A 26,791-nucleotide genomic window follows, 5' to 3' on the forward strand; every position below is an offset into this window, starting at 1 on the left:
GCGGCCGCGCGGAGGCAAGCGTGACGCGCGTCGGCCATGTGTTGGCCGACGCTCAGGTTCATGCAAAAAAGCCGTTAACCGCCGGTGCTGGCGAGGCTCTCGGCGTGCTCGTCGGGCTCGAGCGCGGAGCGCGCGACGGCGAGCAGTTTCGGCGGCGCCACCGGTCCGGGCGAGAGCACGTCGTCGCCGAACATCGTGTAGTCGGCGACCACCACCACCTGGCCGTGGTCGGTGGCGTCGAACAGCAGTTTCGCGAACTCGTGCGGCAGGCGGATGCAGCCGTGCGAGGCCGGGTACCCCGGGTTCTTGCCGGCGTGCAGCGCGATGCCGTCCCAGGTCAGCCGTTGCATGAACGGCATCGGCGCGTCGTCGTACAGCGAGGAATGGTGGACCTTGCGCTTCTGCAGGATCGGGAACGCGCCGACCGGGGTGTCGTGGCCAGCCTTGCCCGAGCTGATGCTGGCGCGGCCGATGCGCACGTCGCCCCTGTACACATGGATCTCCTGCATCGGCAGGCTCACCAGCATCACCACGTCGCCGGCGGGCGAGGCTTCCGGATGCCACTCGAACTCGCCCGGCTTGAGCGGGAGTTCGAAGCGCTGCGCGCCGTCGGGGGCGTCGGTGCCGGCGCCGTCGTCGGGCACGAGCACCAGCGGTTCGGCCGCGACCGGTTCGACCGTCGCGGGCGACGTTGCCGGCGGTCCGGCGACCTCGCGATGTTGGCCTTCCGCCGAGGCGACGAACAAGGTGCCGAGCGCCGGGATGGCGGCGGCACATGCAATCGCGAGGGCGGTCCTGTTGCGGTCGTTCTTGCCGCGCTTTTCGTGTTTGCTGTCCATGGACCGGACGCTACGCGAACGCGCATCACGACCCGTTTGAACTCACTGGCGCGCAGGTGAATCCGGCGCGCAGGAGAGCGAAAAATTGCGTTCGGATTTCACTGCCGCTGCAGACATCCTTCCGCGCGATTAACGGGAGCGCTACGGGGGCTGAACGTGTCGCGGCGCGAGCGCCGCTCCTACAGGGGGAGCGCCGTCCTACAGGGGGGTGAAGATCTTCGCGAGGCGGTCGGGGGTGCCGGGGATGCGTTCCAGGTGCGGATAGCGCAGCCCGTCGTGCCAGTGCACCGGCACCGTGCGGTAGCGGTCGAAGGACTTCACCAGCAGTTCGATCGGTTGGTTGCCGCCCTTTGCCGCCTTGACCGCATCCTCCAGCACGTCCTTGCCGTAGGCCTGCCCGTTGACCGCGACGATGGTCGCGCCGGTGCCGATGCCGGCATTGAACGCCGGGCTGTCCCAGCGCACGTCGTTGACCGCGCCGCCCGAGCCCAGCGAGAGCCCCAGCGAGTACACGAAGTCGCCGCCGGAGCCGCCGTTGGCCTTGGCGTAGGCGTTCGGCTCGTCCTTGTAGACCAGGCGCCAGCCGGCCGCCTCCAGGCCGCCGGTCAGGCCGACCTTGCCGTCGAGGCGCTCGCGCAGGAAACCGGCCCAGTCGTGCGCGACGATGCCGTCGAGCGTGGCGACCACGTCCTCGAAGGTGTAGGTGCGCTGCACCTTCCACTCGCCGTCGTTGATGCCGAAGAACGCCCTGGCGAAATCGTCGAGCGACTTGCGGTCGCTGGTCTTCGCGCGGATCAGCGCGTCCACCTCCAGCCACACCAGCTGGCCGGCGCGGTAGTAGTCCTCGCTCATCTGGTAGTTGCGGTACGCACGCGGCGCGCGCGCGGCGATGATCGGATCGTTGGTGGTGTCCTGCACGTTGCGCCAGGACAGGCCCGGGCGGTTGTCGGCGTAGGTCGCCGCGACCAGCGCCAGCGCGTCCAGCGAGGCCTGCTGCGGACGCATGCCACTGCGCGCCGCGAGCACGTTGCCCCAGTACTGGGTCTGGCCCTCGTACACCCACAGCAGGCTGTCCTGCATCGGCACGTTGTAGTTCGGGGTCCACAGGTCGGCCGGGCGGCGGTACTTGCCGTTCCAGGAGTGGGTGAACTCGTGCGCCAGCAGGTCGGTGAAGCCGGCCTTCTCCTTCCAGTCGGTGAAGTAGCCGGTGCCGACCCCGTTCTCGCTGGAGCGCTGGTGCTCCAGGCCGATGCCGCTCATCTTCCCGGACAGCGAGAACAGGAACTGGTAGTGGTCGTAGTGCTGCGCGCCGAACAGCTTCAGCGCCTGCTCGACCATCTTCCGATGTTGCCGTACCTGCTCCGGCTTCGCCTCCAGGTACTTCGCCGCGTCCGCGACCACGCCCAGGCGCACCGGGACCTTGCTGCCCTTCGGGGTCAGGTCGATCTGCTTCGCGTGGCGGCCGGCGAACACCGGCGAATCGGCGAGGATGTCCAGCGGCACGTCCTCGTAGTCCACGGTGTTGCCGCTGCTGCTTTCGACGTGCAGCGCGGTGAACGCGGTCCAGCCCGCCGGGTAGGTCACGACCGGGTCGAAGGTGACCTGGCTGGCGTAGTGGCCGGCCGGGTACAGCACGGTCGAGATGAACTGCAGGTTGAGCATCTCCGGCGTCATCACGATCCGCCCCTGCGAGCGGTCGGTCGGGGTCAGGTAGTCGAACTCCGCGGTGATCTCGGACACGCCCTCGGGCACGGTGACGTGGAACGCGGCGACCTCGACGGTGTCGCGCGTCCACTCCAGCCGCTGGCCGTTGCCGGTGAACACGATGCCGGCGATCTTGTCGATGTCGCCGCGCGGGGTGTGCCCGCCCGGGATCCACATCGGGTACAGCAGGGTCAGCTGGCCCCCCTGGAGCTGGCCCGGCTGCACCGGGATGGTCTGCTTCACCCGGAAGATGCGCTGCGGCAGGTTGGTCGCGTCCACTTCCAGCTTGATCGTGCCCGCGGCGTAGGGCACGTCGCGCGGCGCCGGCACTTCGGCGTGCAGGCTGCCGGCCACGGCCAGCGCGAGGGCGGCAAGGATCAGGCGACGCGGCATCGGCAACTCCCCGGTATGTAGGCAACACCCCATCCTAGCGGGCACGCCCGGGCCTGCCCCTGCCAAAAGACATGGCGGCGACGGGAGTGCCCGTTAAGCTGCGGCGATGAAGCAGCGCGACCTCACCACGGGGCCGATCGCCTCGACCCTGTTCGTGTTCGCGCTGCCGATCCTCGGCGGCAACGTGCTGCAGTCGCTCAACGGATCGATCAACGCGATGTGGGTCGGCAGCTACCTGGGCGAGGAGGCGCTGGCCGGGATCGCCAACGCCAACAACATCATGTTCTTCCTGCTCGGCGGGATCTTCGGCTTCGGCATGGCCTCGACCATCCTGGTCGGACAGGCGATGGGGCGGCGCGACCTCGCCGGCGCGCGCAAGGTGATCGGCAGCGCGGCGACGTTCTTCTTCACCCTGTCGGTGGTGCTGGCGGTCGTCGGCCTGCTGGTATCGCACCGCGTGCTGCAATGGATGGCGACGCCGCCGGCCGCGCTGCCGCTGGCCGATGCCTACCTGAAGATCATCTTCGCGGCGTTGCCGCTGCTGTACGCGTTCGCGTTCCTGTCGGCGATCCTGCGCGGCGCCGGCGACACCCGCACGCCGTTCGTGTTCCTGCTGGTGGCGGTGGTGCTGGACATCGCGCTGGTGCCGATCCTGATGCTCGGGCTCGGGCCGTTCCCGCGCCTGGGCGTGGCCGGCAGCGCGCTGGCCACGCTGCTGGCCAACGCGATCGCGCTGCCGGCGATGCTGTGGTGGCTGTGGCAGCGCAGGCACCCGCTGTGGATCAGCCGCCACGAGCGCCACCTGTACCGGCCCGACTGGACGATCGTGCGCGCGATGGTGGCCAAGGGCGTGCCCATGGGCCTGCAGATGGTGCTGATCTCGCTGGCGATGATCGCGATGATCGCGATGGTCAACCAGTACGGCACCCATACCACCGCGGCTTACGGCGCCGCGCTGCAGTTGTGGACCTACGTGCAGATGCCGGCGATGGCGATCGGCGCGGCATGCTCGTCGATGGCGGCGCAGAACGTCGGCGCGGGGCAGTGGGACCGGGTCGAGGGCACCACCCGGCACGGCATCCTGTTCAACTTCCTGCTCACCGGCGCGCTGATCGCGCCGCTGGTCCTGCTCGACCGCACCATGCTGTCGTGGTTCCTGCCCGAGGCAAGCCCGGCGCTGGAGGCCGCGCGCCACCTCAACCACATCGCGGTGTGGTCGTTCCTGTTCTTCGGCGTCACCTTCGTGGTGGCCGGCGTGGTGCGTTCGACCGGCGCGGTGGTGCCGCCGCTACTGATCCTCGGCTTCGCGCTGTGGGCGGTGCGGGTGCCGTTCGCGAAGTGGCTGCAGCCGGCGCTGGGCGTGGACGCGATCTGGTGGAGCTTCCCGGCCAGCGCATTCGTGTCCATGGTGCTGTCGCTGGCGTACTACCGCTGGGGCCGCTGGCGCGAGGCGCGGATGCTGCCGAGCGTCCCGGACGAGGTGGCGATCCCGGCCGAGGTGCACGCGCACGTCACCGCGCCGGTCGCCGATCCGGGCGCGCGGGTGGAGGACGGCGACGCGGTGCGCGGCTAGAGCTGCGACTCGATCGGCAAGGCCTGCAGGACGCGGGCGAGGGCGCGGCGGCCGGGGCCGGACTCGGGCTCGGTGTCGAGCACGCGCGGCGGTGCCGGCGCGCGGTCGAGCCAGCGCACGCGGCCCTGGCGGTCGAGGAACACCCAGTAGCTCTGCTCCGGCGACGCCAGCCGCAGGTATTCGTCGCGCACCGCCGCGGCCAGGGCCGGGTCGTCGAACAGCACGCCCATCTCGGTGTTGAGGTTGGCCGAGCGCGGGTCGAGGTTGAACGAGCCGACGAAGCCGCGCGCGTCGTCTACCACGAAGGCCTTGGTATGCAGGCTGGCGCCGCTGCTGCCGAGCACGCCGGCGATGCCGCCCGCGCCGCGCGCGCGCATCTCGTGGAGCTGCACGCCGCCGCGCAGCAGCGGTTCGCGATAGCGGGCATAGCCGCTGTGCACCGCCGGCACGTCGTTGGCCGCCAGCGAGTTGGTGACCACGCCCACCTGCGCGCCGGCCGCCGCCAGTCCGATGAGGCCCTCGGTGCCCTCCACGCCGGGCACGAAGTAGGGCGAGATCAGCAGCGCCTTGTGGCGGGCGCCGCGCAGGGTGTCAAGCAGGCGCGTGACCAGCCAGTCCTCGCGGGCGTCGTCGTGCTGCTTCATCGGCGGGTCGGAGACGATCTCCAGCCGGTCGGTCCAGATCGGGCTGAGCGCCTGGTCGAGGTAGTCGCGCACGTTGGGCGAGGCGGCCACCCGTTGCAGGTAGGGTTGCGCGCGCGCCTGCAGCGCCTCGTCCTCGAACGCCGCGATCACCTGGTCGAGGGCGTCCCCGGGCGTGTCGTCGAGGTTGCCGATGGGCACCGCGGCCGCGCTGTTCCAGAACGCGTCGAAGATCTCGCCGGCCTGCGCCACCGCCGGGCCGAACAGCAGCAGGTCGAGGTCGCGGAAGTTCACCTCGGCGCCGGCCGAGAAGTACTCCTCGCCGATGTTGCGGCCGCCGATGATCGCGACCCGTCCGTCCGCGATCCAGGCCTTGTTGTGCATGCGGTGGTTGATGCTGAAGGCGCGCTGCACCAGCTCGAGCATGCGCCACGCGCCTTCGCGGTTGCGGAACGGGTTGTACAGGCGCAGCTCGATCAGCGGATGCGCGTCCAGCGCCAGCCACTGCGGGTCCAGGCCCGCGGCATTGAGGTCGTCGAGCAGGATGCGCACGCGCACGCCGCGCTCGGCCGCCGCCCAGGCCTCGCGCGCGAGCAGGTGGCCGGTGAGGTCGTCCTTCCAGATGTAGTACTGCAGGTCGAGGCTGCGGCCGGCCTTCTGCGCGGCCATGGCGCGCGCGGCGAAGGCATCGAGGCCGTCCGCCAGCAGCAGCGCGCCGGTCTGCCCGGGCCGCAGCGCCAGCAGCGGCTCCAGCTCCCGGTCCAGCGCGGTCTGGCCACGCTCGACCGGCAGCACCCGCGACACCGGGCCGCTGGCGCGCGGCGCCAGGTGCTCGTTGAACAGCAGGCCGCTGGCGGCAAGCGCCCCGAGCGCCAGGACGGCGGCGGCAAAGGCCCGCGCCAGCCGGCGTCCGGCGGTTTCGGTCTGGGTCGGCCGCGGAGTCCCCATGCCCCCAAGGATGCCGCACTGTTGACCCTCGAATGATAATCATTATCATTCGCACGATGACTTCCCGCCCCCTGACCCTGGCCCTGCTGGCCGCCCTCGCCTGCCCGGCGTTCACCGCCGCCGCACAAACCCCTCCCACCGACGACACGCGCCAGCTCGACCGCGTGGTCGTGACCGCCACCCGCACCGCGCGCGCGATCGTGGACGTCCCCAACACCGTGGACGAGATCGACCGCGAGCGCATGGACGAACTGCTGGTCCAGGACCTCAAGGACCTGTTCCGCTACGAGCCAGGCATCACCGTCACCAACAACTTCGGCCGCTTCGGCATCGGCGACATCCGCATCCGCGGCCTCGGCGGCAACCGCGTGCGCATCCAGACCGACGGCATCGCGGTGTCGGACGCGTTCGAGATCGGCGCCTTCTCCAACGCCAACCGCAACTTCGTGGAGCTGGACACGCTCAAGCGCGTCGAGGTGGTGCGCGGCCCGACCAGCTCGATGTACGGCTCCGACGCGCTCGGCGGCACGGTGTCGTTCGTGACCAAGGACCCGGCCGACTACCTGGATCCGGGCGAGACCAGCCACTACGCGCTGAAGCTCGGCTACGACGGCGAATCCGACGGCCGTTTCGGCGGCTTCACCGGCGCCTTCGGCGGCGACCGCTGGTCGGGCCTGCTGGCGCTCGGCTACCGCCAGGGCCACGAGCGCGACAACCGCGGCGAGGCCGGCGGCACCGGCAGCGCGCGCACCCGCCCCAACCCGCAGGACAACGACGGCCGCAGCGTGCTCGCCAAGCTGGTGCACCAGCCGTCCTGGCACCAGCGCTTCAAGCTAACCGTCGAGGGCACCGAGGACCGCGCGGATACCGAACTGCTGACCTCGCTCGGCCTGCAGCCGATGACCGGCGCCACCAACGAGCGCGTCGCCGCCCACGACGAGCAGCGTCGCACGCGGGTCTCGTTCTCGCACGAGCTGGACCTGGACGGCGGCCTGGTCGACACCATCGACTGGCAGGCCTACGTGCAGGACAGCCGCACCACCCAGTACACGCTCGAGGAGCGCTCGCTGCCGGCGCCCACGCTCAGCGACGTGCGCGAGCGCTGGTTCCACTTCGACCAGCGCGTGACCGGCCTGCAGGCGAACTTCCGCAAGTCGCTGGGCGGCACCATCACCCACGACCTCGCCTGGGGCCTGGACCTGGCGCGCACCTCCACCGAGCAGTACCGCGACGGCCTGCGCAGCTTCCCGCTGACCGGCGCGAGCACCCCGAGCATGCCGCCGGACGACTTCCCGGTGCGCGACTTCCCGCTCAGCCGCACCACCAACGCGGCCGCGTACCTGCAGGACGAGATCGGCTTCGCCGACGGCAGGTTCCGGCTGGTGCCGGCGGTGCGCGTGGACCGCTACGAGCTCGAGCCGCGGATGGACGCGATCTTCGAAGGGGACAACCCCGGGATCGCGATCACCGGGCTCAAGCGCACCAGCGTGTCGCCCAAGCTCGGCGCGGTGTGGCACTTCGCGCCGCAGTGGTCGCTGTTCGGCGGCTACGCGCGAGGCTTCCGTGCGCCGCCCTACGCCGACGTCAACATCGGCCTGACCAACCTGGCCTTCGGCTACACCGCGATCGCCAACCCCGACCTCAAGCCCGAGACCAGCGACGGCTACGAGCTCGGCCTGCGCTACTCCGGGCCGGCCGCGTACTTCAGCGTGGCCGCCTACGACAACCGCTACCAGGACTTCATCGAGTCGTTCGTGTTCACCGGCTTCAACGAACAGGGGCTGATGGTGTTCCAGTCGCAGAACGTGGCCGACGCCCGCATCCACGGTGTCGAGGCCAAGGCCGGCGTGGACCTGGGCAAGCTGGCGACGGCGCTCGACGGCTGGCGCCTGCGCGGCGCCGCGGCCTGGTCGCGCGGCGAGGATCGCACCGCGGACGCGCCGCTGGAATCGATCGACCCGCCGAGCGCCTCCCTGGGCCTCGCTTACGACGGCGAGCGCTGGGGCGCGGAACTGGCCGGGCGCTTCGCCGCGCGCAACGACCGGCTCGAGGACCCGGCGCTGTTCCGGGCCCCGGGTTACGGCGTGCTCGACCTGTATGCACACTGGCGCCTGGCGCCGGGCGCGCGCCTGAACGTCGGGGTCACCAATCTGGCCGACCGTAAGTACTGGGCCGCCGGCGACATCCCGCTGGGCAGCGGCACCGCGTCCATCGACCGCTACACCGCACCGGGGCGCGCGCTGTCCGCCTCGATCACCCTGGACTGGTAACTGGAGATTCCCGAGATGAAGGCACTCATGCTTGCACTGCTCGCGAGCACCGCGCTGGTGGCGCCGGCGCAGGCCACCGAGACGCCCGCGGACACGGAGGCAACCGGCAACGACTTCGGCGTGCTGGTGATGGCGCACGGCGGCAAGCCCGACTGGGAACGGGAAGTCGCCGCCGCGCTGGCGCCGCTGGAAGCCGAGCAGCCGTTCGAGATCGCCTGGGGCATGGCCGATGCGGCCAGCCTGCAGGCCGCCGTGGACAAGCTGGAGGCGCGCGGCGTCGACCGTATTGGCGTCGTCCGCCTGTTCGTGAGCGGCGAGAGCTGGTACGACCGCACCCGCCAGATCCTCGGGCTCGAGCCGGGCGCGCCGGCGCCACCAGCGCCCGATCCGCACGCCGGGCACCACGGCCATGGCGGCGGCAACGGCAGCCACGGTGGGCATTCGATGGAGTTCTGGCAACTCGACGCCGACGCCAGCTTCGCGATCAGCAAGGACGGACTGATGGACGCGCCGGAGATGGGCCAGGTGCTGGCGACCCGTGCCGAGGCGCTGGCCACCGACCCGGCCAGCGAGAGCGTGCTGATCCTCGCCCACGGCCCGGCCGACGACGACGAGGACGCGCGCTGGAAGGCGCAGCTCGACGAGCGTGCGGACCTGGTGCGCGCGCTCGGCTTCCGCCACGTGCAGGTCGAGACCCTGCGCGAGGACTGGCCGGAAAAGCGCAAGGAAGCCGAGGCGCGCGTGCGCGCCTACGTCGAAGCGGCTGCCAGGGACGGCGGCCGCGCCATCGTGATCCCGTTCCGGGTGCAGGGCTTCGGCCCCTACGAGAAGGTGCTCGCCGGACTCGACTACGTCTCCGACGGCCGCGGCCTGGTGCCGCACCCGGCGGTGGCCGAGTGGGTGCGCCGCGAGGCCGCGGCGCTGCGCGCCGAGCTGGCGGAGTAAGCCCGTGCGCAGCGCGCGGCCTCAGCCGCGCATGCTGCCGGTCTCGATGAAGCGCTGGTGCCAGGACAGCGCTTCGCCCAGCAGGTGCGGCGTGTGCCGCCCGAAGCCTTCGGCGCTGGCGCGTTCGAAGTAGTCCTGCAGCATCGGCCTGTAATCCGGATGGGCGCAGTGGGCGATGACCTGCCGCGCCCTTTGCTTTGGCGACAGTCCGCGCAGGTCGGCCAGGCCCTGGTCGGTGACCAGCACCATCACGTCGTGCTCGGTGTGGTCCACGTGGCTGGCCATCGGCACGATGGTCGAGATCGCGCCGCCCTTGGCCAGGCTCGGCGCCAGGAACACCGACAGATAGCCGTTGCGCGCGAAGTCGCCGCTGCCGCCGATGCCGTTCATGATCCGGCTGCCGGCGACGTGGGTGCTGTTGACGTTGCCGTACAGGTCGGCCTCGATCATGCCGTTCATGGCGATGCAGCCGAGCCGGCGGATCAGTTCCGGATGGTTGGAGATCTCCTGCGGGCGCAGCAGGATGCGCTCGCGGTAGAAGTCCACGTTGTCGTTGAACTCGGCGATGCCGTCCGGGCTGAGCGAGAACGAGGTCGCCGAGGCCATGCGCAGCACGCCGTCGCGCAGCAGGCGCAGCATGCCGTCCTGGATCACCTCGGTATAGGCCTCGAGGTCGCGGTAGCCGCCCTCGGCCAGGCCCGCGAGCACCGCGTTGGCGATGTTGCCGACGCCCGACTGCAGTGGGAGCAGGCGGTCGCCGAGGCGGCCCTTCCTGCGCTCGTGCGCGAGGAACTCGAGCAGGTGCCCGGCGATCCTGCGCGAGCTTTCGTCCGGCGCGCTGAACGCGCTGTTGCGGTCGGGTGCGTCGGTCTCGACCACGGCGACGACCTTGGCCGGGTCCACGCGCAGGTAGGGCTCGCCGATGCGCTGGTCGGCGCGCACCAGCGGGATCGGCTGGCGATCCGGCGGCAGCGCGGTGCCGTAGTAAATGTCGTGCATGCCGTCGAGCGCGTCCGGCTGCCAGCGGTTGACCTCCAGGATCACGCGGTCGGCGAGCTCCAGCCAGGTCTTGTTGTTGCCGACCGAGGACGACGGCACCAGGGTGCCGTCCTCGTTGATCGCGGACACTTCCACCAGCGCGACGTCGATGTCGCCGAAGAAGCCGAACCAGGTGTGCTGGGCGACGTGGCTGAGGTGGATGTCGATGTATTCGAGCCGGCCGGCGTTGATCCGGCTGCGCACCTCCGGGTCCGACTGGTAGGGCATGCGCAGCTCCATGCCGTCGACCTTGGCCAGGGCGCCGTCGAGCTCGGGTGCGGTGGAGGCGCCGGTCAGCACCTTCACGCGGAAGGGATCGCCGGCGGCGTGGGCCCGCTCCATGCGCTCGGCCAGCGCCTGCGGCACCGCCTTGGGGTAGCCGGCACCGGTGAAGCCGCTCATGGCCACGGTGTCGCCGGGACGGATGTGGGCCGCGGCCCCGGCCGCGGTGGCCAGCTTCCCGGCCAACCCGGGATGGCGGATGCGCTGGGTCATGGAAGGCTCCTTCATCCAGCCACCTTAACGGCCGGAACACGGGCTTCGCGCGATCCTCGCGGGAACGCATTGTTCCGCACGGAGAACTCCCATGGACAGGACCGTTCGTCAGTCGGCGCTCGTGGCCGTCGTGTTCCTCGGCGTCGCCGCCTGCGCCTCGCAGATGCCACCGCCCCCGAACGTGCCGATCCAGACCCAGTGCGTGGCCGGCGCCGGCGCCTGGGCGGTCGGGCGCGCGCCCACCGACGAGGTCGTCGAGCAGGTGCGCGTAGACACCCGCAGCAATACCGTGCGCGTGATCCATCCCGGCCAGGCGGTCACGATGGACTATCGTGGCGACCGGGTGAACATCAAGGTCAACGAGCGCAACGCCATCGTCGGCGTGAGCTGCGGCTAGGGGACAACGCATGGGCAAGGGGGCATGGACGGCGCTGCTGCTCGCCGTGCTGGTCGCGTGGGGCTGGAGCCGGCAGCAGTCGCCCGAGCCGGCGCCGGCATCGGCACCGGTGCACGGACCTGCCGCGCCCAGCGAGGCGCCAGCGGCCATCCGCGACCACGCCCCCGCCTGGCTGCCGCCGGAAGCGCGCGACACGCTGGCGCTGATCCGCGCCGGCGGACCCTACCCGTACCGCCAGGATGGCGGCGTGTTCCAGAACCGCGAGCGGCGGCTGCCCGAGCGCCCGCGCGGCTACTACCGCGAGTACACGGTCGACACGCCCGGCTCGCGCGACCGCGGCGCGCGCCGGATCGTCTCCGGCGGCGACCCGCCGGCGGAGTTCTTCTACACCGACGACCACTACCGCAGCTTCCGGCGCTTCGAATGGAGCGCGCCGTGAGCGCGCGCCTGCCGCTGGGCGGGATGCTCGCCGATCCGGCGATGGCCGGCGCCTACCTCGTGGACCAGCGCGAGCAGGAGGCCTACGCCGAGGCCGCCGCGATGCTCGGCTTCGCCGCGGCGGCGGTGGATTTCTCCGGGTGCCAGGACAAGGCCGACGCGCTGTGCCGCTTCGCGCGCGCGCTGCGCTTCCCGGAGTGGTTCGGCCACAACTGGGATGCGCTTGCCGACTGCCTGTCCGACCTGTCGTGGATGCCGGCCGACGGTTACCTGCTGCTGCTTACCGGCACCGATGCCTGGCGGCGCACCGACCGCGAGAGCTTCGACATCACGCTCGAAGTCCTGGAGCAGGCTGCCGAGGGCTGGAAGGCCGAGCGCGTGCCGTTCTGGGCGCTGGTGCTGGTGGACGACCCGTTCGCCGCCTAGGCGCCTTGGTCTTGCCGTTCGCCCTGGCCTGCGCCCGCGCCTTGCGCAGGAAGCGCAGTGCCGCCGCTTCCCACTGGCGTTCGCCGCGCGCTTTCGCCGCCGCGCGCTGCAGCGAACCGTCGCGCCAGCCGGCGAACACCGCCGGGTCGATGTAGGAGCCGCGGCAGACGGTCGGCGTGTTGCCGAGCGCGGCAGCCACCTCCTTGACCACCGCCTTCTCCAGCCCGGCCAGCGCGCGCTCGCCGGCGAGGCTGCCGTCGGCGCGGTACGGCAGCGTGGTCCGCGCCAGCCGCTGGAAGGCCGCGAGCGTGCCGCCCCAGGTGCGGAAGTCCTTGGCGCTGAAGGCGTCGCCGGTGGCCTCGCGCAGGTAGTCGTTGACCTCCCCCGAGTCCACCGGCACCAGGGTGCCGTCGTCGTCGCGGTACTGGAACAGCGACTGCCCCGGGAGCTGCTGGCAGGTGCGCAGCAGCTTCACCAGGCGCTTGTCGTCGAGTTCCACCTCGTGGGTCTGGCCGGCCTTGCCGCGAAAGCGGAAGCGCGCACGCCCGCCGCGCACGAACTCGACGTGGCGGTTGCGCAGCGTGGTCAGACCGTAGGACCGGTTGCTGCGCGCGTATTCCGGGTTGCCGACCCGGATCAGGGTTTCGCCGAGCAGCGCGACCACGATCGCCAGCACCTTGGCGCGCGGGAAACCCGGCAACGCGAGGTCCTGGCGCATGCGCCGGCGCAGCTTCGGCAGCGCTTCGCCGAACGCGACCACGCGGCTGAACTTGCCGTCGCCCCGCACGGCGCTCCACTGCGGGTGGTAGCGGTACTGCTTGCGGCCGCGCGCGTCGCGCCCGCAGGCCTGCAGATGGCCGCGCGGGTCGGCGCAGATCCACACGTCGGTCCAGGCGGGCGGGATCGCCAGCGCGCGGATGCGCGCGAGCGTGTCGCGGTCGCGGACCACGCGGCCGGCGTCGTCGCGGTACGAGAACCCCTTGCCGGCACGCCGCCGCCGGATGCCCGGCGAGGCATCGGTGACGTGGCGCAATCCGGCGTGGGCGGCGGTGGCCTCGGCATCGCTGGGCATCGGCGGAGCATCCGCAGCGGCGCGTCAACGCGATGCATGGTTCACCCGGCTTTCGCGGCTCCCGTTCATGATGAACGCGCATGGACGAGCAAGCCCCCACCGACCGCCAGCCCTGGCTGCGCATCTCCCTGTTCGACGCCGACGGGCAGGACCGCGACCTCGACGAGGGCGACATCGACGTCGGCGCGCTCGGAGAACACCAGCTGCTGTGGGTGGACCTGCAGGACGAGGATGCCGACGAGGGTGCGGCCGAGGCCTGCCTCGAGCGGCTGATCGAAGCGCTCGGCCTGCAGGACGGCCGCGACGCCCTGCACGCGCTCAACGGCACGCCGCAACTGCTCAACTTCGGCGACTGGTTCCTGGTCGCGGTCAATGCGGTCGAGGGCAAGGACAAGCTCGGCTTCGAAGGGCGCGGCCTTGCGATCGCCTGCGGTCGGCGCTTCGTGCTCAGCCTGCACCGCGGGCCGCTGAAGATCCTCGACGAGCTGCACCAGCGCGAGCACGGCGAAACCCGCCTGGGCAGCCTGCGCCCGGAGAACTTCACCGCCTCGCTGCTGGACTGGCAGGTGGACAGCTACCTGCACGCGGTATCGGACTTCGAGGAGGCGGTGGACCGGCTCGAGGTGTCGGTGCTGTCGAGCCGCGTGTACCACGAGTGCCTGCCGGAGCTCGCGCGCCTGCGCCGCGCGGCATCGCGGCTGCGGCGGATGCTGGCGCCGCACCGGCACGTCTACGGCGCGCTGGCGCGTCCCGACTTCCGCCCGGGCGGCAGCGACGACGACGAGCAGGATCCGATCCCGGCCTTCCGCACACTCGAGAAGCGCTTCGAGCGGGCGATGGACGCGGTCGAGAACGCGCGCGACCTGGTGGTCGGCAGCTTCGAGCTGTTCGCCAGCCGCAACGCGCAGCGCACCAATTCCACCATGCGCGTGCTGACCTTCGTCACCGTGCTCTCGGGGGTGATGGCGGTGATCGTCGGCGCCCTCGGGATGAACTTCACCACGCCGCTGTTCGAGAGCGGCTCGGCCGGCTTCTGGGCGACGGTGGCCGGAATGGCCGTGATAGCCGCAGTCGGAATCGTCGTCGCGCGCTGGAAGAACTGGCTGTAGGAGCGGCGCTGGCGCCGCGACCCACGCAGCGCGACAACCCGCACAACCTCAATCGCGCAGCGCCCGCGCCGCCAGCATCGTCGCGTGCTCGCGGATGTCCGGCGGCCACGCGACGATCGCATCCTCGAAACGGGTGATGTCGCCCGCGAACAGCGCGCGCGCCGCCTCCTCGAAGCCGGGTGCATTGCCGGCCATCGCGAGGATGAAGCGGTAGGTCGCCTCCTGGCCCTCGCGGCGGCGGTCGCCCTCGCCGGCGTCGCGACGCGCGGCCTCGACCAGCTTGCGCAACGCCACCGAAGCGCCGCCCGGCTGCGCGTTGAGCCATTGCCAGTGGCGCGGCAGCAGTGTCACCTCGCGCGCGACCACGCCGAGCCTTGGACGGCCGCGCCCGCGCGGCTTGTCGGAGGGCGTTGCTTCGGCCGAGGCGACCGCGGGGTCCGGCACCGCGTCCATGGTGTCGGGCAGTTCCGCGAGCCGCCGCACGAGGTCGGCCATGGTCCCGCCCAGGTTGACCTCGACCGGATGCTGGCCCGCGTCCTCGAAGATGCGGATCTGGACGTCCGGATCGGAGTCCAGCGCCTGGCGCGCGGCCAGCGCCACGTGCTGCAGGGTGCCGGCGGCGAGCAGGCGCTGCCCGGCAAAGGCGCTGCAGCGGGTGGATGCGGGATGGGATGCGTGCATGCCCGGAATTATGCCCGGACAGATGTGTAGGAGCGGCGCTGGCGCCGCGACAGTGGGAGCCGCCATGGCGGCGAGCTCTTGTCCCCGGTCGCGGCGCGAGCGCCGCTCCTACATCCGCAGCCTGCGCGGGAGCCGGTTGTGGATGGCGGTGGCGGCGATCGCGGCGTGACCCACGGCCACCGCGATCTGGTCGAGCGCGCTGACCACGTCGCCGATCGCGTACAGGCCGTCCACGCTGGTCTGCTGGTGGGCATCGGTGCGCAGCGCACCGTCCTCGTCCACATCGGCACCGAGCTCGCGCGCGAGCTGCGACTGCGCCTCGCTGCCGAGCACCGGGTACAGCGTGTCGTAGCGGCGCGTGCTGCCGTCGTCGAAGGTGACCGTGCAGGCGTCGGTGTCGCACTCGAGCCGCGCCGGCACCGGCAGCAGCGGCACGCCGGCCGCGTCCGCGGCGCGCCGGGTGTCGGCGTCGGTCTCGCCGGGCCCGGCACTGATCGCGTCGACCTTGCGCGAGAAGCCGCGCAGGAACAGGCCGTGCGACAGCGCCTCCTGCGGCGGCGCCAACACGCCGATGCATTCGTCGCTGGCCTCGTAGCCGTCGCACACCGCGCACAGGCGCAGCACTCCCGACTCGACCGCGCGCTCGAGCACCGGCTGGCCGCCCTCGACCACCGGCATCATGTCCACCACGCCGGTGGCCAGCACCACGCAGCGCGCGCGCCAGACGCGGCCGTCGCCGTCGCTGGCCAAGAAGACGCCTTCGCCGTCGCGTCGCAGGCTCTCGACCTTGCCCTGCACCGGCTCCACCCCGTACTGCGCCGCCTGCGCGCGCAGCCGCTGCAGCAGCGACTCGCCGCCGATGCCGAGCGGGAAGCCCGGGCAGTTGTGGCTCGTGGGGATCCACTGCGCGCGGCTGTTGCCGGCATCCACCACCACGACGTCGCGGTGGAAGCGCGCGAGGTAGGTGGCGGCGACCAGGCCCGCGGGGCCGGCGCCGACGATCAGGCAGTCATGGGTCTTCGGCATCCCGGCGACTTTGCCGGCGATGTCGACATGGGGACGTGATGCCTCAGCGGCCGGGGCCGACGTCGATGAACTGCAGGAACTCGGCGCGGGTGCGCGCGTCCTCGCGGAAGGTGCCGAGCATGGTCGAGGTGACCATGCTGACGCCACGCTTGTGCACGCCGCGGGTGGTCATGCACTCGTGGCTGCTGACCACGACCACGCCGACGCCGCGCGGCTGCAGCACGCGCTCGATGCAGCCGGCGATCTGCGCGGTCATCTTCTCCTGCACCTGGAAGCGGCGCGCGTACGCGTCCACGACCCGCGCCAGCTTGCTGATGCCCACGACCTTGCCGTCGGGCAGGTAGCCGACGTGCGCCTTGCCGATGATCGGCGCCATGTGGTGCTCGCAGTGCGACTCGAACTCGATGTCGCGCAGCACGATCAGCTCGTCGTAGCCGGCGACCTCCTGGAAGGTGCGCGCGAGGTAGTCGTCCGGGTCCAGCTTGTAGCCGCTGTACCAGTCCTCGTAGGCCCGGGCGACGCGCGCCGGGGTTTCGAGCAGGCCCTCGCGCCCGGGATCCTCGCCGGCCCAGCGCAGCAGGGTGCGGATGGCTTCCTCCGCCTGCTCGCGGGTCACGCCGGGGGTGCCGGGGGCTTGGCTCATGTCGTGCGGCTCGTCGGTGGGGCGAGCCGGCATCCTACCGCAGGGGCCGGCTTCGGCCCCTGTTTTCCATGTGCAAACGACCCGTGCGCGCGGCTCAGCCTTCGCGCTCGGCCTCGTCCATCGACCGCCAGGCGTGTTCCACCGCCGGGCGCGCCTGCCGCCAGTCGAGCCGCGATCCATACCGGTGCGCGGACTCCCATCCTCCCTGCAGCTCGGACTCCACCGCCGCGATGCCGCGGCCGCGGTGCTGCTGCCAGGTGTGCAGGCCGTAGCGGTAGGCCGGCGCGTAGTCGTGCCAGTCCCGCCCGTCCACGTAGTACGGCATCTTCCAGTAGATCTGCTCGAAGTGCCCGAGATCGCTGCGTGGGTCGGCCTGTTCCGAGGCGCGATGGCCGAGCACGGCGCCGAGCGCGACGCCGGCGGCGGTGCCGACGGTCAGGCCGGGGGGACCGGCGACCACCGCACCGATGGCGGCGCCCGCGGCGCCTCCGGCCAGCGCGGCGCTGCCGGCGCCGAGGATGTGGTCCTTCTTGAGATGGCCCGTCATGGATGGCTCCCGTGGCGGCAGGCGCGCCGCCCGTGCAAGGTCAGCGACCGTCGCGGTCGGCGTCGCCCGGCATCCTGCGCTCGATGTGGTGCCAGCCGTCGCGCACCGCATCGCGGGCTTCCGCCCACTCCAGGCGCGAACGCGCACGGCTCGCATCCCAGTCGCGCTCGAGCTGCGACTCGACGTCGTCGAAGCGCTGGCCGCGGTAGGTGCCGTAGGTGTCGTAGCCGTACTGGTAGGCCGGCTGGTAGTCGCTCCAGTCGCGCCCGCTCGAGTAGTACGGCACGTTGCGGTAGTTGGCCTCGAAGTAGTCGTTGTACTCGGTCGGGTTCACGGCCTCGGCGATCGCGTCGCCGGCCTTGGCGCCGACCACGCCGCCGACCACCGCGCCGACGACGGTGCCGACCGGCCCGGCCACCGAGCCGACCGCCGCACCCGTGACGCCACCGGCCACCGCGCCGGTGCCCTCGCCAATGCTGTGGTCCTTCTTGATATCGGTCATTTCTGCGCTCTCCTGGTGTGGGGGGCCAGCCACCCGTGCTGGCGCAGTCATCGTCGCGACGACGCGGTATGCGAACGGTGAAGCGGGCGCCTGTTCAGCACTCACGCACGGGAAACATTCATCCGCGGATAACCGGCGCGCCGGAACCATCGGTGGTCCCTTCGGAAGAGAGGATTCCGCGATGAAGACGAGCGCACGCAAGGCCGAGATCGAGCGCCTGGAGCGCGCCTTCTGGCAGTCGCTGGTGGACGACAAGCCGCAGGTCGCATCGGCGATGCTCACCGACACCGCGCTGATGGCGAGCTCGCACGGCGCGATGTCTTTCGACCCGCCGACCTACGAGAAGATGGCGTCGAACCCGAAGCACCGCGTCCTGGATTTCTCCTTCTCCGACTTCGAGGTGCTGCTGCCGCGCGACGACGTGGCGATCGCGACCTATCGCGCGCGCCAGAAGTACCAGCGCGACGGCGAGGTCATCGAGGAGGACGTGGTCGACTCCTCGACCTGGGTGCTGCTGGACGGCGAGTGGAAGTGCGCGGCGCACACCGAAAGCCACGCGGAGCCGGCCGGCCAGCGGACCGGCACGCACTGAACTACTGCGAAGGGGCGCCCGCGGAACCGGCCAGGATGCCGCCGTCGACGTTGAATTCGGCACCGGTGATGTAGGCCGATTCGTCGGAGGCCAGCAGCACGGCGATGGCCGCGACTTCCTCCGGAGTGCCGAACCGGCGCAGCGGCGTGTCCTGCACGAACATCGCCATGTTCGCCTCGCGCTCCGGCCCGGTGCCCAGCATCGGCTCCCACATCGGCGTCAGCACCGCCGCGGGGTGGATGGAGTTGCAGCGCACCGTCATGCCCTCCCCGGCGCAGTACAGCGCCACGCTCTTGGTGTGATTGCGCACGGCTGCCTTGCTCGAGGCGTAGGCGGCCGCCGTTGGAATCCCCACGATGCCCGAGCGCGAGGAGATGTTGATGATCGAGCCGGCGCCGGTCTTCCGCATGGCGCGGATGGCGTACTTGCAGCCGAGGAACACGCCGTCCAGGTTGGTCTCGTGGACCGCGCGCCAGGCCTCGAGCGTGGCGTTCTCCGGGTCGTGCGCCACGGGTTCGCCCTCGAACCCGGTGATGCCGGCATTGTTGACGACGATGTCCAGCCTGCCGTGGGCGCGCAGGATCGACTCCGTGGCATCGCGCCATGCCTGCTCGTCGCGCACGTCCAGGCGCACGGCGCGCGCCGGATCGCCAAGCGACGCCGCGACGACGGAGGCGCCGGCCTCGTCGATGTCGGTGACGTGGACCGTCGCGCCTTCGGCCGCGAACGCCCTGGCGATCGCCTCGCCGATTCCACGCGCGGCGCCGGTGACGAGGGCTACCTTGTTCTCAAGACGCATGTCGTTGTTTCCCAGGCAAGCGTCGCCACCACCACCACGTGGCGGCGACCAGGATCGAGGCTCCGAGCAGGACCAGCGTGGGCTGCGGCCCTTGCGGTTCGAACAGTAGCGTGGGCGCATTGCCAAGTGCATGCACGCCCACCACGAAGAACAGGTTGCGGGTCGCGGCATACAGCAGGGCGAGCACGATCCCGGTCAGGAACAGTCCGGACACCACGCCAGCCAGCACCGACGACGGCGTCCCGGCCGCGATGTGCGCTGGCAGGTGCAGCAGCGCGAACGCGCCCTGCGACACCAGCAGCGCCACCGCCCATGCCCGGCGCGCGGGCCAGCGCCGCGCCATCCGCAAGGCGAGCTGCGGCCATAGCCAGGCGCGGAACACGGTTTCCTCCAGCAGTGCGGTACCGAACAGCTGCGCGATCAAGGCGCCGGGCAGCAGGCCGCCCTCGGCCCAGCCCGGATTCCAGGCGAGCGGCGTGTCGCCGAGGCGCGAGGCGAGCACGACCGAGGCCTGCATCGCCAGCCACGCCACGAGCGTTGCGGCGAGCGCCGCTGGCAACGCGTCTGCACGCCACCCGAGGATCGCGGGCCGCTGCTTCCCGGGGACGAACAGCAGCCACAGTTCGACCGCGCCGAACACCACGGCCAAGGCCAGGGTCGGCGCGATCCAGCCGGCGCTAGCGCTGTCCAGCGCCCGCAGCAGCTCCAGCGGGAAGTACGGGGAGAACAGCCAGGCGCCCGACGCCGCGATGAACAGCAGCATCGTGGTGATCACCCAGCCTGGCGATGCGACCGCGGGAAACGGGAAACGAACGTCTGTGGGCAAGGCGTGGTCGAAGGTGCGACTGCAGGTGCGGCGATGGTGATTGCCTGAATGGGCTTCGACGCGGGTCGAAGGTCATGCCGGCGGTGCCGCGCGGCCGCGGAAGGCCTGCGGTCATGGGGACTTCCGGCACGTCCTCGGCTTCTGTTCCGGGGACTAGCGTTGCGCGGACCACCACGGCGAGGGGAACCGCATGCGACGATGGACCGCCGCCAGTTCCTGAAGCTGGCCGCCGCGATGGGCGCCACCCTGGCCTGGGGCTGTTCGACGCTGCGACCCTCGAGCAGCGGCTGGCGCGAACGCCGCGACCTGTTCCCGCAGGGCGTCGCCTCGGGCGACCCCGACCACCACAGCGTGCTGCTGTGGACGCGGCGCCCCTACGCCGACGGACGCGATCGCGCCACGCTGCTGGTGGAGGTGGCGCGGGATCCGGAGTTCGACCAGGTCATCGCGACAACCGCGGCGCCGGTGCTGGCCGCGGCCGACTGGACCTGCCGGGTGCTGGTCGGCGACCTGCCTCCCGCTGGCGAGTACTGGTACCGCTTCGTGGACGAGGACGGCAACGGCAGCCGCATCGGCCGCACGCTGACGGCGCCGGCGCCCGACGACCCGCGTCCCGCGCGCTTCGCCTTCGTGAGCTGCCAGAGCCTGCCCGAGGGCGCGATGAACGCGTACCGCAGGATGATCTTCGAGGACGAGCGCGCGGCGCCCGACGAGCGGCTCGGTTTCGTGCTGCACCTCGGCGACTTCATCTACGAGGTCATCCAGACGCCCGGGCAGGTCAAGGATGGACACCGCTACGACCGCCGCATCACCTTCCCGGTCGCGTTCGAGCACGGCCGCCCGGTCGCCGGCGACCGCTTCACCGTGCCGACCACGCTGGCCGGCTACCGCGCGCTCTACAACGCCTATTTGCAGGACCCCGACCTGCAGGACGCGCGCGCCCGCTTTCCGTTCGTGGCGATCTGGGACAACCACGAGTTCTCATGGCTGGCGTGGCAGTCGGTGATGGAATTCCCCGGCGACGGCCAGGTGCCCGGGCAGCAGCTCAAGGTCGCGGCGAACCAGGCCTGGTTCGAGTTCCAGCCCGCGCGCGTGGTGGCGCCGGGCAAGCTCGCGGCCTTCGACGCGCCCGCCGTCACCGACGTGCCCGTGACCGAGTTCGACGACCACGGCCTCGGCCTCGAGCCCAACAACCTCGCAGCGATCGAAAGCCTGATCGCCTACCGCGCGTTGCGCTGGGGCCGGCACATCGACCTGATCATCACCGACCAGCGCAGCTTCCGCGGCAAGGATCCGTCGAACGATCCCGCGCTCGGCCCGCTGTTCGAACACGTGCCCTACCCGTTCTTCCCCGAGGCGCTGTCCATGCAGGTGGACAGCGGGCGCGCGCATGCCGATGGCCACCCGCCGGAGAAGATCGTGTTCGGCGACAGGTCCATCCCGAACTACCGCGCCGACCAGCCGCCGCAATCCATGCTCGGCGCGAAGCAGAAGTCGTGGTTCCTGGACACCCTGCGCAAGGCCACCGCGACGTGGAAGATCTGGGGCAGTTCGCTCGGCACGCCGGACTGGCGCGTGGACCCGCAGCACCTGCCTGCCGGCATGCTGCCGCCGGAGTGGCCGGCGTGGACCGACGGCTACGCGGTGATGAACAACGGCGACTGGGGCGGCGTCTACCACGAGCGCGGCGAGATCATGGACACCGTGCGCGACGCCGGCATCACCGGCTTCGCGGTGCTCTCGGGCGACCGCCACAGCTTCTGGGCCGGCTACGCGGCGAAGGCGCTGCCGCCGGCCGCGTTCGAACCGATGGGCGTCAGCTTCGTATGTGGCTCGATCACCTCACCGGGCATGCAGGAAGCGCACGAGCACGGGCGGAAGGACCATCCGCTGCGGCGGCTGTTCATCGCCGACCGCGCCGACGGCAGGATGGAGCCGACCATGAATCTGCTGCTCAACCACGGCGTGCGCTCGGCACTCGAATACGCGGAGAGCGGCGACCTGGCCAGGGCGCACGCGGCCAGCAACCCGGAGCTGGCGCCGCACCTGGCGTTCGTGGACATGGGCGGGCACGGCTACGGCGTCGTGCGCGTGGACGGCAGCACGATGTGCACCGAGTTCGTGTGCATCCCGCGCCCGATCGCGCGCAGCCCCGGCGTGGACGGCGGACCGCTGCGCTACCGCGTGCGCCACGAGGTGGCGCTGTGGGCGCCGGGCGAGCGGCCGCGCCTGCGCCAGGCCGTGGTCGAGGGCGACGTCGGCCTGTCGGCCTGAGTCAGTCCGCCGCCTCCGGCGCGCTGAAGTTGCCGCCGTACATCCCGGAGCGGTCGAAGCAGCACACGCGCTTCTTGCCGTTGCCGAGCATGTCGATCGCCGACAGCAGGCGCTTGCCGCGCGTCTCGGCCTTCTTGCCCGAGGTCATCCACGCGATCCAGTCGCGGCGCGCGACCGTGGTGGTGGCGTCCCAGGTGGCCTTCGCCGCCGGGTTGGCCTTGAGTGCGTCGCGCAGGTCGGGCGGAACCCTGGGCTCCGGCTCCTTCGCGGCGGGTGCGATCGCGAGCGCCACGGTGTCGCCGGGTTCGGCGCCGGCGGCCTCGCACAGCGCGCGCGGCACCTTGAGCCAGTGGCTGCCTTCGCCGTCGGGCTCGAGTACCGCCTCGAACGGCTGGCCCGCGAACGTGCCCTCGACCGCGACCATCGCGCGCGTCGGCAGCTGGGCGCTCGCTTCGGCCGGCAGCACCAGGAACGTCCAGCTCGCGTTCTTCGGCTGCGCCGGGCGCGCGAGGCGGGCTTCGAACTCGATCGTCATCGTGCGGGTGCGGGTATGGGCGTGAGGCCGAAGCGTCGCACGATCCACAGCCATGCGAAACCCAGCAGCGTGCCGGCGATGCCGTAGGCGGCGTCCACCGGATCGCGCGTGTTCAACAGCGGCAGCAGGAGCTCGTAGCCGACGTTGGCCGCGACCAGCGCGGCGCCGGCCCAGGCCACGAAGCGCATCGGCACGCCCATCATCAGCCACAGGAAACCGATGCCCGCGTACAGCAGGTAGGACAGCGAGAAGTTGAACACGTGGGTGTAGAAGCCCGGGATCGCTTCGATGATCGCCTGCGAGCGGAACCGGCCGGGCTTGCGGCCGAGGAACAGCACGAAGGCGCCGGCCATCAACGCCAGGTGGAGGAGCGAGGCCCAGAGTGTTGGAGCGAAGCGGAAGGCGAGGGTGGCTGATCTGGTCATCCTGCAAATCTACCGCGATGGGCGACCCGGCCCGCTCCCCTGCCACAATCCGTCCATGGAACAGCACGAACTCGACAAGCTCTTCGACCAGCAGGCCGCCGGCTACGACGCGCAATGGGCGCGCATGGCGCCGATCCGCGAAAGCCTGCACTTCCTCCTGGAAACCGTCTTCGCCGACCTGCCCGAAGACGCCCGCCTGCTGTGCGTCGGCGCCGGAACCGGCGCCGAGATCGCGCACCTGGCCAAGCGCTTCCCGCGCTGGCGCTTCCTCGCGCTCGACCCTGCGCCCGCCATGGTCGCCGCCTGCCGCGAGCGCGCCGAGCGCGAAGGCTTCGCCGACCGTTGCGAGTTCCACGCCGGCCTGCTCGAAACCCTCCCGGACACCGGTGCCTTCGACGGCGCCACCTGCTTCCTGGTCTCGCAGTTCATCCTCGACCCGGCCGAACGCACCGCGTTCTTCGCCGCCATCGGCCGCCGCCTGCGCAAAGGCGGCATGCTCGCCTGGGCCGACCTGGCCTGGGACACCAACGCGCCAGATTATCCCGACATGCTGCGCCTGTGGATGCGGACGATGTCGGGCGCCGGGCTAGACGACGAAGCGATCGAGCGGATGCGAGGGAACTACGCGCGCGACGTGGCGATCCTGCCGCCGGAGCGGGTCGCGGCGCTGGTGGCGGATGCGGGGTTCGAGGCGCCGCTCAGGTTCCACCAGGCGGGGATGATTCATGGGTGGTGTGCCACGAAGCGAGTGCGCAGTCCAACTAGGTAATGTCTCGCCTTTCCCCACGCCAACAGTACCCCGAGACAAACGTTCCATTAAATTTTGTACTTCTCGCGGCGCTTGCGGAACGCGTCTTCGCCGCCATCAAGGATTTCACACGCATGCTCACGAATACCGCAGCGGCCAAGAATTGTCCGACTCTTCAAGTTGAGTTCCTGAGAGTACTCCAAAGATCCAGTTAGATACTCAAAGGTTCGTTCGTCCTTATTGGGTCGGTCGTCCCCGTGCCGATTTGCGACTATGACCTCTTCCGAGTCCGCGCCGATCACCAGGTTTGCGTCATGACTAACCATAATGATCTGACGTTCCTGCTTCCGCTCCACCAAGTACGGAACGATTGTGGCGTAGATCGATCTGCTGTCGAGGTCATCCTCTGGCTGGTCTATGAGAAGGGGCCACGGCTCCTCCGTCTCGTTCAAAATAAGCGTAAGGGCGAACAGAGCTTGCTTACCAGGTGTCATAGAAGATCGAATGAAGCCTCCTATTCGATCCGAGTCCATCTCTGCAAAGAAGCGAATTTCTTTAGTTACTGCCAAGACGTCCGCAGCTACCGCATTTGCATCGTAGTTCTTGTTGAGACGAATATGCCCTGACCGCAATGCGTCCAAGAACTTCTTCGGATCTGCCTGGGCCTCCTTGTAGCAAACGCTTTCACCTTTATGTCTTATGTATTCGTTAGTGTGCCGCTGGTTGATTCCTATTGAAGCATGCTCGGCAGCTGTTTCAGGCACTTCCACCTCAATGCCGAAACTCATTCCAATTAGCGTCCGCTCCTCCTCGTTGAAGGCTGTCTCCAAAGCAGTGATAGCAGCATCGCGATCGTGAATGTGCCTGGAGATCTTGTCAGTTGCGATTTGCTGATCACATAGTAGTTTCTGCCGTTCCTTGTCCTTCTTAGCGATTACATCAAGGACCGCCAACTGCCTGTTGCGACTTCGAACCAGGGCGGAAAGCTCTTCGTTTGCCTCATGCCTCTTGATAAGGTCGCCGTTGATGCGGCGGATTTCGGCAACCTCTTGGACCAACGAAGCGCGCTCATTCTCGAGAGCGCTGGCCACACTGACCAAGACCCCTTCGACTTCGGAAACAACTTTCCGGTGGGCCTCTGCTTTGATCTCATCGATGCGCACTGAGACTGTATCAGGGACATCTGTCTGAGAAGGCCTGACTGAGATCTTCGCTTGCACCTTCCCCGGAAGGATTTGCACAGCCTTATTTCCTTCGGAGAGAGAGACGTACGAAGTGAGCTGAATAAGCTGTCTCGCGAGTTCTTGGACCCGTGCCTCCTTATCATTGATGCGAGTAGCGATCTCCTGATACTTGGTCACTTCTTCATCAGTAAGCAGCGTGCGGCTCTTGACCTCATCTATTTCAGCATCAAGCCGATCGCGCTCAGCCGTAATGGCGTTTATATCCCCAAGATCTCTAATCTCTTGCGAATTAATGTCAATGCGATCCGCCAATTTGAACCATGTGCCAACACCGTTCTCAATAGCCTGGTTTGCGAAAGCAATTTCTGCGATTGCATTTTCATATGCTGTTTTGAGAGCCGGGTAGGCTCGGAAAAGCACTGGTGTAATCTTCCTTGTAATCTCCTCCGGCTGTTCGCTAAGAGCGTATAGCGCGTTCTGGGGGATGTAGATCACCTTGCCTGTAGTGTTGTCTCCGGACGCCCATTCAACGTCACACTCGATATGGGATACATCGTTCCATATGAATCCTGCTGCGGGCCCGGTCTCACTCTCGTGAACACCTGCGGCTTCGGCCTGAACTCGCATCGTCTCGTCGGGATCGACTGCGTGTGCGACAAAAGCTAGCAAAGCCGACTTTCCTGAAGAGCGGCTACCAATGATTGCATTGAGGTTCGGATTGAATAAAACCTCTGAGGGAAAGTCAGCTGCTCCGGAGAACTTAACTCTCGAAATTAGCTTGTAGGGCTCCTTGCGATCAGGCTTTGTTGCTTGCAACGCCACACGTGAAGCCGGCTCAGCCAGTGTTTGGAGAAGTCCCATGTATGTGGGATCGGCTTTGATCCACGTGATGTTGCGGACGCAGCTATCGGTTGCGATTTGCTGTCCAAGCCCAGCACTAAGGTCCTCGAAGCTATGGGCATCGCTCCCATCGAAGACGGGTTTAGCGGGGACGGACTCTCTGGATTCGAGGCGAGCCGTGTTAAGGAAATAGAGGCGAGAGCCAGCGTTAGCAAAGATCGCGTCGGCATACTTGTCGATTTCATCGCTCAGAAGCTTCTTTCGATGAAGGCCTGCACCACCCGCGCGTATACCGTCGCCTTTCGCGGATGCAACCACAAGCACATATTCGCAGCGCACGTCCCGTGACGTGGCATGGCTGCCGAACGTCTCCTGGATCGCACTTTCAATGCTATCCAGTGAGACAGTCGCACTTTGGAATTGTTGTTGGGTCTTAAGGTCTGCACATGTCACTCTTGTTCGGTGACCAGTTGTTTCCTCTGTTTTCAGACGACCCAAAAACTTGTTGGCCACATCACGTGTTAACCAAGGCGGAAAAATCAGGTGCAGATTGACTTCCTGGTCAGCCCTGTTGACTGCGACGGGAAGCCTGACCTCCAAATTGGGGAGTAAGAGTTTGCCGTCCTCCCCATATGTTCTTCTGTAGGTCTCCAGGACATCGAAGTAGCTGTCGAAAGAGAAGTAGTCGGTGATGGCCAGTACGGACACATCTGAGTCATGGATGATTTGACAGAAGCGCGCAAGGTCCGGACGACCGTCCTTTGGCGTGTATTGGTCGCCAAGCTTGGTCCCTGGCGCGTGCACGTGGAGATCCCACTTGCGCCATTCCGATCCACGCGGATAACGCTGTGTACTCATCGAGCGCCCCCTTCCAATACTCC

The 26,791-nt window shown here is 69.2% G+C and carries 25 protein-coding genes; 10 read left to right on the plus strand and 15 right to left on the minus strand.

The features are described 5' to 3' along the window. Positions 1-74 precede the first annotated feature (74 nt). Positions 75-839 carry a L,D-transpeptidase family protein gene (locus E4F25_RS07840; RefSeq protein ID WP_140909601.1) on the minus strand — a complete coding sequence of 255 codons (765 nt, stop codon included), beginning with the start codon at positions 837-839 and terminating at the stop codon, positions 75-77. A 198-nt stretch (positions 840-1,037) separates the two neighbouring features. Beyond that, positions 1,038-2,936 (minus strand): M61 family metallopeptidase, encoded by a 1,899-nt coding sequence (locus E4F25_RS07845; RefSeq protein WP_140909602.1) that lies wholly within the window; start codon positions 2,934-2,936, stop codon positions 1,038-1,040. Between the two features lie 106 nt (positions 2,937-3,042). Between E4F25_RS07845 and E4F25_RS07850 the strand changes: the two genes are divergently transcribed. After that, positions 3,043-4,509, plus strand: coding sequence for an MATE family efflux transporter (locus E4F25_RS07850; protein WP_140909603.1), 1,467 nt, complete (start codon positions 3,043-3,045; stop codon positions 4,507-4,509). On the opposite strand, the gene E4F25_RS07855 is transcribed toward E4F25_RS07850, so the two are convergent. Next, positions 4,506-6,098 carry a phospholipase D family protein gene (locus E4F25_RS07855; protein WP_140909604.1) on the minus strand — a complete coding sequence of 531 codons (1,593 nt, stop codon included), beginning with the start codon at positions 6,096-6,098 and terminating at the stop codon, positions 4,506-4,508. The genes E4F25_RS07850 and E4F25_RS07855 overlap by 4 nt on opposite strands. 56 nt (positions 6,099-6,154) lie before the next feature. Here E4F25_RS07855 and E4F25_RS07860 point away from each other — a divergent pair, with 56 nt between their 5' ends. Together E4F25_RS07860 and E4F25_RS07865 are read left to right on the plus strand one after the other, a co-directional pair. Continuing rightward, positions 6,155-8,368 carry a TonB-dependent hemoglobin/transferrin/lactoferrin family receptor gene (locus tag E4F25_RS07860; RefSeq protein WP_140909605.1) on the plus strand — a complete coding sequence of 738 codons (2,214 nt, stop codon included), beginning with the start codon at positions 6,155-6,157 and terminating at the stop codon, positions 8,366-8,368. 15 nt (positions 8,369-8,383) lie between these two features. Beyond that, on the plus strand, positions 8,384-9,313 hold the full coding sequence (locus tag E4F25_RS07865) for a hypothetical protein (protein WP_140909606.1): 930 nt from the start codon (positions 8,384-8,386) through the stop codon (positions 9,311-9,313). Between the two features lie 21 nt (positions 9,314-9,334). Here the strand turns inward: E4F25_RS07865 and E4F25_RS07870 are convergent, their stop codons facing one another. Continuing rightward, positions 9,335-10,846, minus strand: coding sequence for an acetyl-CoA hydrolase/transferase family protein (locus tag E4F25_RS07870; protein ID WP_140909607.1), 1,512 nt, complete (start codon positions 10,844-10,846; stop codon positions 9,335-9,337). A gap of 91 nt (positions 10,847-10,937) precedes the next feature. On the opposite strand from E4F25_RS07870, the gene E4F25_RS07875 reads away from it, so the two are divergent. Genes E4F25_RS07875 through E4F25_RS07885 form a run of 3 tightly spaced genes read left to right on the plus strand, consistent with a single transcriptional unit; the run spans position 10,938 to position 12,107 of the window. After that, a complete protein-coding gene (locus E4F25_RS07875; protein ID WP_140909608.1) occupies positions 10,938-11,243 on the plus strand; it encodes an I78 family peptidase inhibitor in 306 nt (101 codons plus the stop codon). Between the two features lie 10 nt (positions 11,244-11,253). Continuing rightward, positions 11,254-11,682 carry a guanyl-specific ribonuclease gene (locus E4F25_RS07880; protein WP_140909609.1) on the plus strand — a complete coding sequence of 143 codons (429 nt, stop codon included), beginning with the start codon at positions 11,254-11,256 and terminating at the stop codon, positions 11,680-11,682. Further along, entirely contained in the window at positions 11,679-12,107 is a 429-nt protein-coding gene (locus tag E4F25_RS07885; protein ID WP_220433199.1) for a barstar family protein, read from the plus strand. Before E4F25_RS07880 ends, E4F25_RS07885 begins: the two co-directional genes overlap by 4 nt. Here the strand turns inward: E4F25_RS07885 and E4F25_RS07890 are convergent. Then, the gene (locus tag E4F25_RS07890; RefSeq protein ID WP_140909610.1) at positions 12,010-13,179 is read right to left on the minus strand and encodes a DNA topoisomerase IB; all 1,170 of its coding nucleotides are present in this window, start codon (positions 13,177-13,179) and stop codon (positions 12,010-12,012) included. The two genes, E4F25_RS07885 and E4F25_RS07890, sit on opposite strands and share 98 nt — an antisense overlap. 80 nt (positions 13,180-13,259) lie before the next feature. Between E4F25_RS07890 and E4F25_RS07895 the strand changes: the two genes are divergently transcribed. Next, positions 13,260-14,288 (plus strand): CorA family divalent cation transporter, encoded by a 1,029-nt coding sequence (locus E4F25_RS07895; RefSeq protein WP_140909611.1) that lies wholly within the window; start codon positions 13,260-13,262, stop codon positions 14,286-14,288. Positions 14,289-14,336: 48 nt separating this feature from the next. On the opposite strand, the gene E4F25_RS07900 is transcribed toward E4F25_RS07895, so the two are convergent. From E4F25_RS07900 to E4F25_RS07920, 5 genes are all read right to left on the minus strand, one after another. Further along, positions 14,337-14,969 (minus strand): DUF2239 family protein, encoded by a 633-nt coding sequence (locus E4F25_RS07900; RefSeq protein ID WP_140909612.1) that lies wholly within the window; start codon positions 14,967-14,969, stop codon positions 14,337-14,339. Positions 14,970-15,077: 108 nt separating this feature from the next. Further along, entirely contained in the window at positions 15,078-15,995 is a 918-nt protein-coding gene (locus tag E4F25_RS07905) for an NAD(P)/FAD-dependent oxidoreductase (RefSeq protein ID WP_140909613.1), read from the minus strand. A 43-nt stretch (positions 15,996-16,038) separates the two neighbouring features. Beyond that, positions 16,039-16,638 (minus strand): GTP cyclohydrolase I FolE, encoded by a 600-nt coding sequence (folE, locus tag E4F25_RS07910; RefSeq protein ID WP_140909614.1) that lies wholly within the window; start codon positions 16,636-16,638, stop codon positions 16,039-16,041. Positions 16,639-16,732: 94 nt separating this feature from the next. After that, a complete protein-coding gene (locus E4F25_RS07915) occupies positions 16,733-17,185 on the minus strand; it encodes a hypothetical protein (protein WP_140909615.1) in 453 nt (150 codons plus the stop codon). 40 nt (positions 17,186-17,225) lie between these two features. Continuing rightward, on the minus strand, positions 17,226-17,687 hold the full coding sequence (locus E4F25_RS07920) for a glycine zipper domain-containing protein (RefSeq protein WP_181168239.1): 462 nt from the start codon (positions 17,685-17,687) through the stop codon (positions 17,226-17,228). Positions 17,688-17,868: 181 nt separating this feature from the next. Here E4F25_RS07920 and E4F25_RS11480 point away from each other — a divergent pair, with 181 nt between their 5' ends. Beyond that, complete coding sequence (locus E4F25_RS11480) at positions 17,869-18,279, plus strand: nuclear transport factor 2 family protein (protein ID WP_181168240.1); 411 nt, start codon at positions 17,869-17,871, stop codon at positions 18,277-18,279. A 1-nt stretch (position 18,280) separates the two neighbouring features. Here the strand turns inward: E4F25_RS11480 and E4F25_RS07930 are convergent, their stop codons facing one another. Both E4F25_RS07930 and E4F25_RS07935 read right to left on the minus strand, forming a co-directional pair. Then, positions 18,281-19,078 (minus strand): glucose 1-dehydrogenase, encoded by a 798-nt coding sequence (locus E4F25_RS07930; RefSeq protein WP_140909618.1) that lies wholly within the window; start codon positions 19,076-19,078, stop codon positions 18,281-18,283. Beyond that, entirely contained in the window at positions 19,068-19,904 is an 837-nt protein-coding gene (locus E4F25_RS07935; protein ID WP_220433200.1) for a CPBP family intramembrane glutamic endopeptidase, read from the minus strand. Before E4F25_RS07935 ends, E4F25_RS07930 begins: the two co-directional genes overlap by 11 nt. 198 nt (positions 19,905-20,102) lie before the next feature. Here E4F25_RS07935 and E4F25_RS07940 point away from each other — a divergent pair, with 198 nt between their 5' ends. After that, positions 20,103-22,178, plus strand: coding sequence for an alkaline phosphatase D family protein (locus tag E4F25_RS07940; protein WP_140909620.1), 2,076 nt, complete (start codon positions 20,103-20,105; stop codon positions 22,176-22,178). A gap of 1 nt (position 22,179) precedes the next feature. Here the strand turns inward: E4F25_RS07940 and E4F25_RS07945 are convergent, their stop codons facing one another. Both E4F25_RS07945 and E4F25_RS07950 read right to left on the minus strand, forming a co-directional pair. Further along, on the minus strand, positions 22,180-22,713 hold the full coding sequence (locus tag E4F25_RS07945; RefSeq protein WP_140909621.1) for a YdeI/OmpD-associated family protein: 534 nt from the start codon (positions 22,711-22,713) through the stop codon (positions 22,180-22,182). Further along, positions 22,710-23,138, minus strand: a complete 429-nt coding sequence (locus E4F25_RS07950) for a hypothetical protein (protein WP_140909622.1) — start codon at positions 23,136-23,138, stop codon at positions 22,710-22,712. Before E4F25_RS07950 ends, E4F25_RS07945 begins: the two co-directional genes overlap by 4 nt. A gap of 55 nt (positions 23,139-23,193) precedes the next feature. On the opposite strand from E4F25_RS07950, the gene E4F25_RS07955 reads away from it, so the two are divergent. After that, entirely contained in the window at positions 23,194-23,907 is a 714-nt protein-coding gene (locus tag E4F25_RS07955; RefSeq protein ID WP_140909623.1) for a class I SAM-dependent methyltransferase, read from the plus strand. Between the two features lie 47 nt (positions 23,908-23,954). Here the strand turns inward: E4F25_RS07955 and E4F25_RS07960 are convergent, their stop codons facing one another. Then, a complete protein-coding gene (locus E4F25_RS07960; protein WP_140909624.1) occupies positions 23,955-26,768 on the minus strand; it encodes a TrlF family AAA-like ATPase in 2,814 nt (937 codons plus the stop codon). Between the last annotated feature and the right edge of the window lie 23 nt (positions 26,769-26,791).

This window comes from Cognatiluteimonas lumbrici, from assembly GCF_006476065.1.
Lineage (GTDB): Bacteria > Pseudomonadota > Gammaproteobacteria > Xanthomonadales > Xanthomonadaceae > Cognatiluteimonas > Cognatiluteimonas lumbrici.

Bases quoted from the DNA above. Each gene is read 5' to 3' on its own strand.
- E4F25_RS07840 (WP_140909601.1), bottom strand. From the start codon at position 839: ATGGACAGCAAACACGAAAAGCGCGGCAAGAACGACCGCAACAGGACC.
- E4F25_RS07845 (WP_140909602.1), bottom strand. From the start codon at position 2,936: ATGCCGCGTCGCCTGATCCTTGCCGCCCTCGCGCTGGCCGTGGCCGGC.
- E4F25_RS07850 (WP_140909603.1), top strand. From the start codon at position 3,043: ATGAAGCAGCGCGACCTCACCACGGGGCCGATCGCCTCGACCCTGTTC.
- E4F25_RS07855 (WP_140909604.1), bottom strand. From the start codon at position 6,098: ATGGGGACTCCGCGGCCGACCCAGACCGAAACCGCCGGACGCCGGCTG.
- E4F25_RS07860 (WP_140909605.1), top strand. From the start codon at position 6,155: ATGACTTCCCGCCCCCTGACCCTGGCCCTGCTGGCCGCCCTCGCCTGC.
- E4F25_RS07865 (WP_140909606.1), top strand. From the start codon at position 8,384: ATGAAGGCACTCATGCTTGCACTGCTCGCGAGCACCGCGCTGGTGGCG.
- E4F25_RS07870 (WP_140909607.1), bottom strand. From the start codon at position 10,846: ATGACCCAGCGCATCCGCCATCCCGGGTTGGCCGGGAAGCTGGCCACC.
- E4F25_RS07875 (WP_140909608.1), top strand. From the start codon at position 10,938: ATGGACAGGACCGTTCGTCAGTCGGCGCTCGTGGCCGTCGTGTTCCTC.
- E4F25_RS07880 (WP_140909609.1), top strand. From the start codon at position 11,254: ATGGGCAAGGGGGCATGGACGGCGCTGCTGCTCGCCGTGCTGGTCGCG.
- E4F25_RS07890 (WP_140909610.1), bottom strand. From the start codon at position 13,179: ATGCCCAGCGATGCCGAGGCCACCGCCGCCCACGCCGGATTGCGCCAC.
- E4F25_RS07895 (WP_140909611.1), top strand. From the start codon at position 13,260: ATGGACGAGCAAGCCCCCACCGACCGCCAGCCCTGGCTGCGCATCTCC.
- E4F25_RS07900 (WP_140909612.1), bottom strand. From the start codon at position 14,969: ATGCACGCATCCCATCCCGCATCCACCCGCTGCAGCGCCTTTGCCGGG.
- E4F25_RS07905 (WP_140909613.1), bottom strand. From the start codon at position 15,995: ATGCCGAAGACCCATGACTGCCTGATCGTCGGCGCCGGCCCCGCGGGC.
- folE (WP_140909614.1), bottom strand. From the start codon at position 16,638: ATGAGCCAAGCCCCCGGCACCCCCGGCGTGACCCGCGAGCAGGCGGAG.
- E4F25_RS07915 (WP_140909615.1), bottom strand. From the start codon at position 17,185: ATGACGGGCCATCTCAAGAAGGACCACATCCTCGGCGCCGGCAGCGCC.
- E4F25_RS07920 (WP_181168239.1), bottom strand. From the start codon at position 17,687: ATGACCGATATCAAGAAGGACCACAGCATTGGCGAGGGCACCGGCGCG.
- E4F25_RS11480 (WP_181168240.1), top strand. From the start codon at position 17,869: ATGAAGACGAGCGCACGCAAGGCCGAGATCGAGCGCCTGGAGCGCGCC.
- E4F25_RS07930 (WP_140909618.1), bottom strand. From the start codon at position 19,078: ATGCGTCTTGAGAACAAGGTAGCCCTCGTCACCGGCGCCGCGCGTGGA.
- E4F25_RS07940 (WP_140909620.1), top strand. From the start codon at position 20,103: ATGGACCGCCGCCAGTTCCTGAAGCTGGCCGCCGCGATGGGCGCCACC.
- E4F25_RS07945 (WP_140909621.1), bottom strand. From the start codon at position 22,713: ATGACGATCGAGTTCGAAGCCCGCCTCGCGCGCCCGGCGCAGCCGAAG.
- E4F25_RS07950 (WP_140909622.1), bottom strand. From the start codon at position 23,138: ATGACCAGATCAGCCACCCTCGCCTTCCGCTTCGCTCCAACACTCTGG.
- E4F25_RS07955 (WP_140909623.1), top strand. From the start codon at position 23,194: ATGGAACAGCACGAACTCGACAAGCTCTTCGACCAGCAGGCCGCCGGC.
- E4F25_RS07960 (WP_140909624.1), bottom strand. From the start codon at position 26,768: ATGAGTACACAGCGTTATCCGCGTGGATCGGAATGGCGCAAGTGGGAT.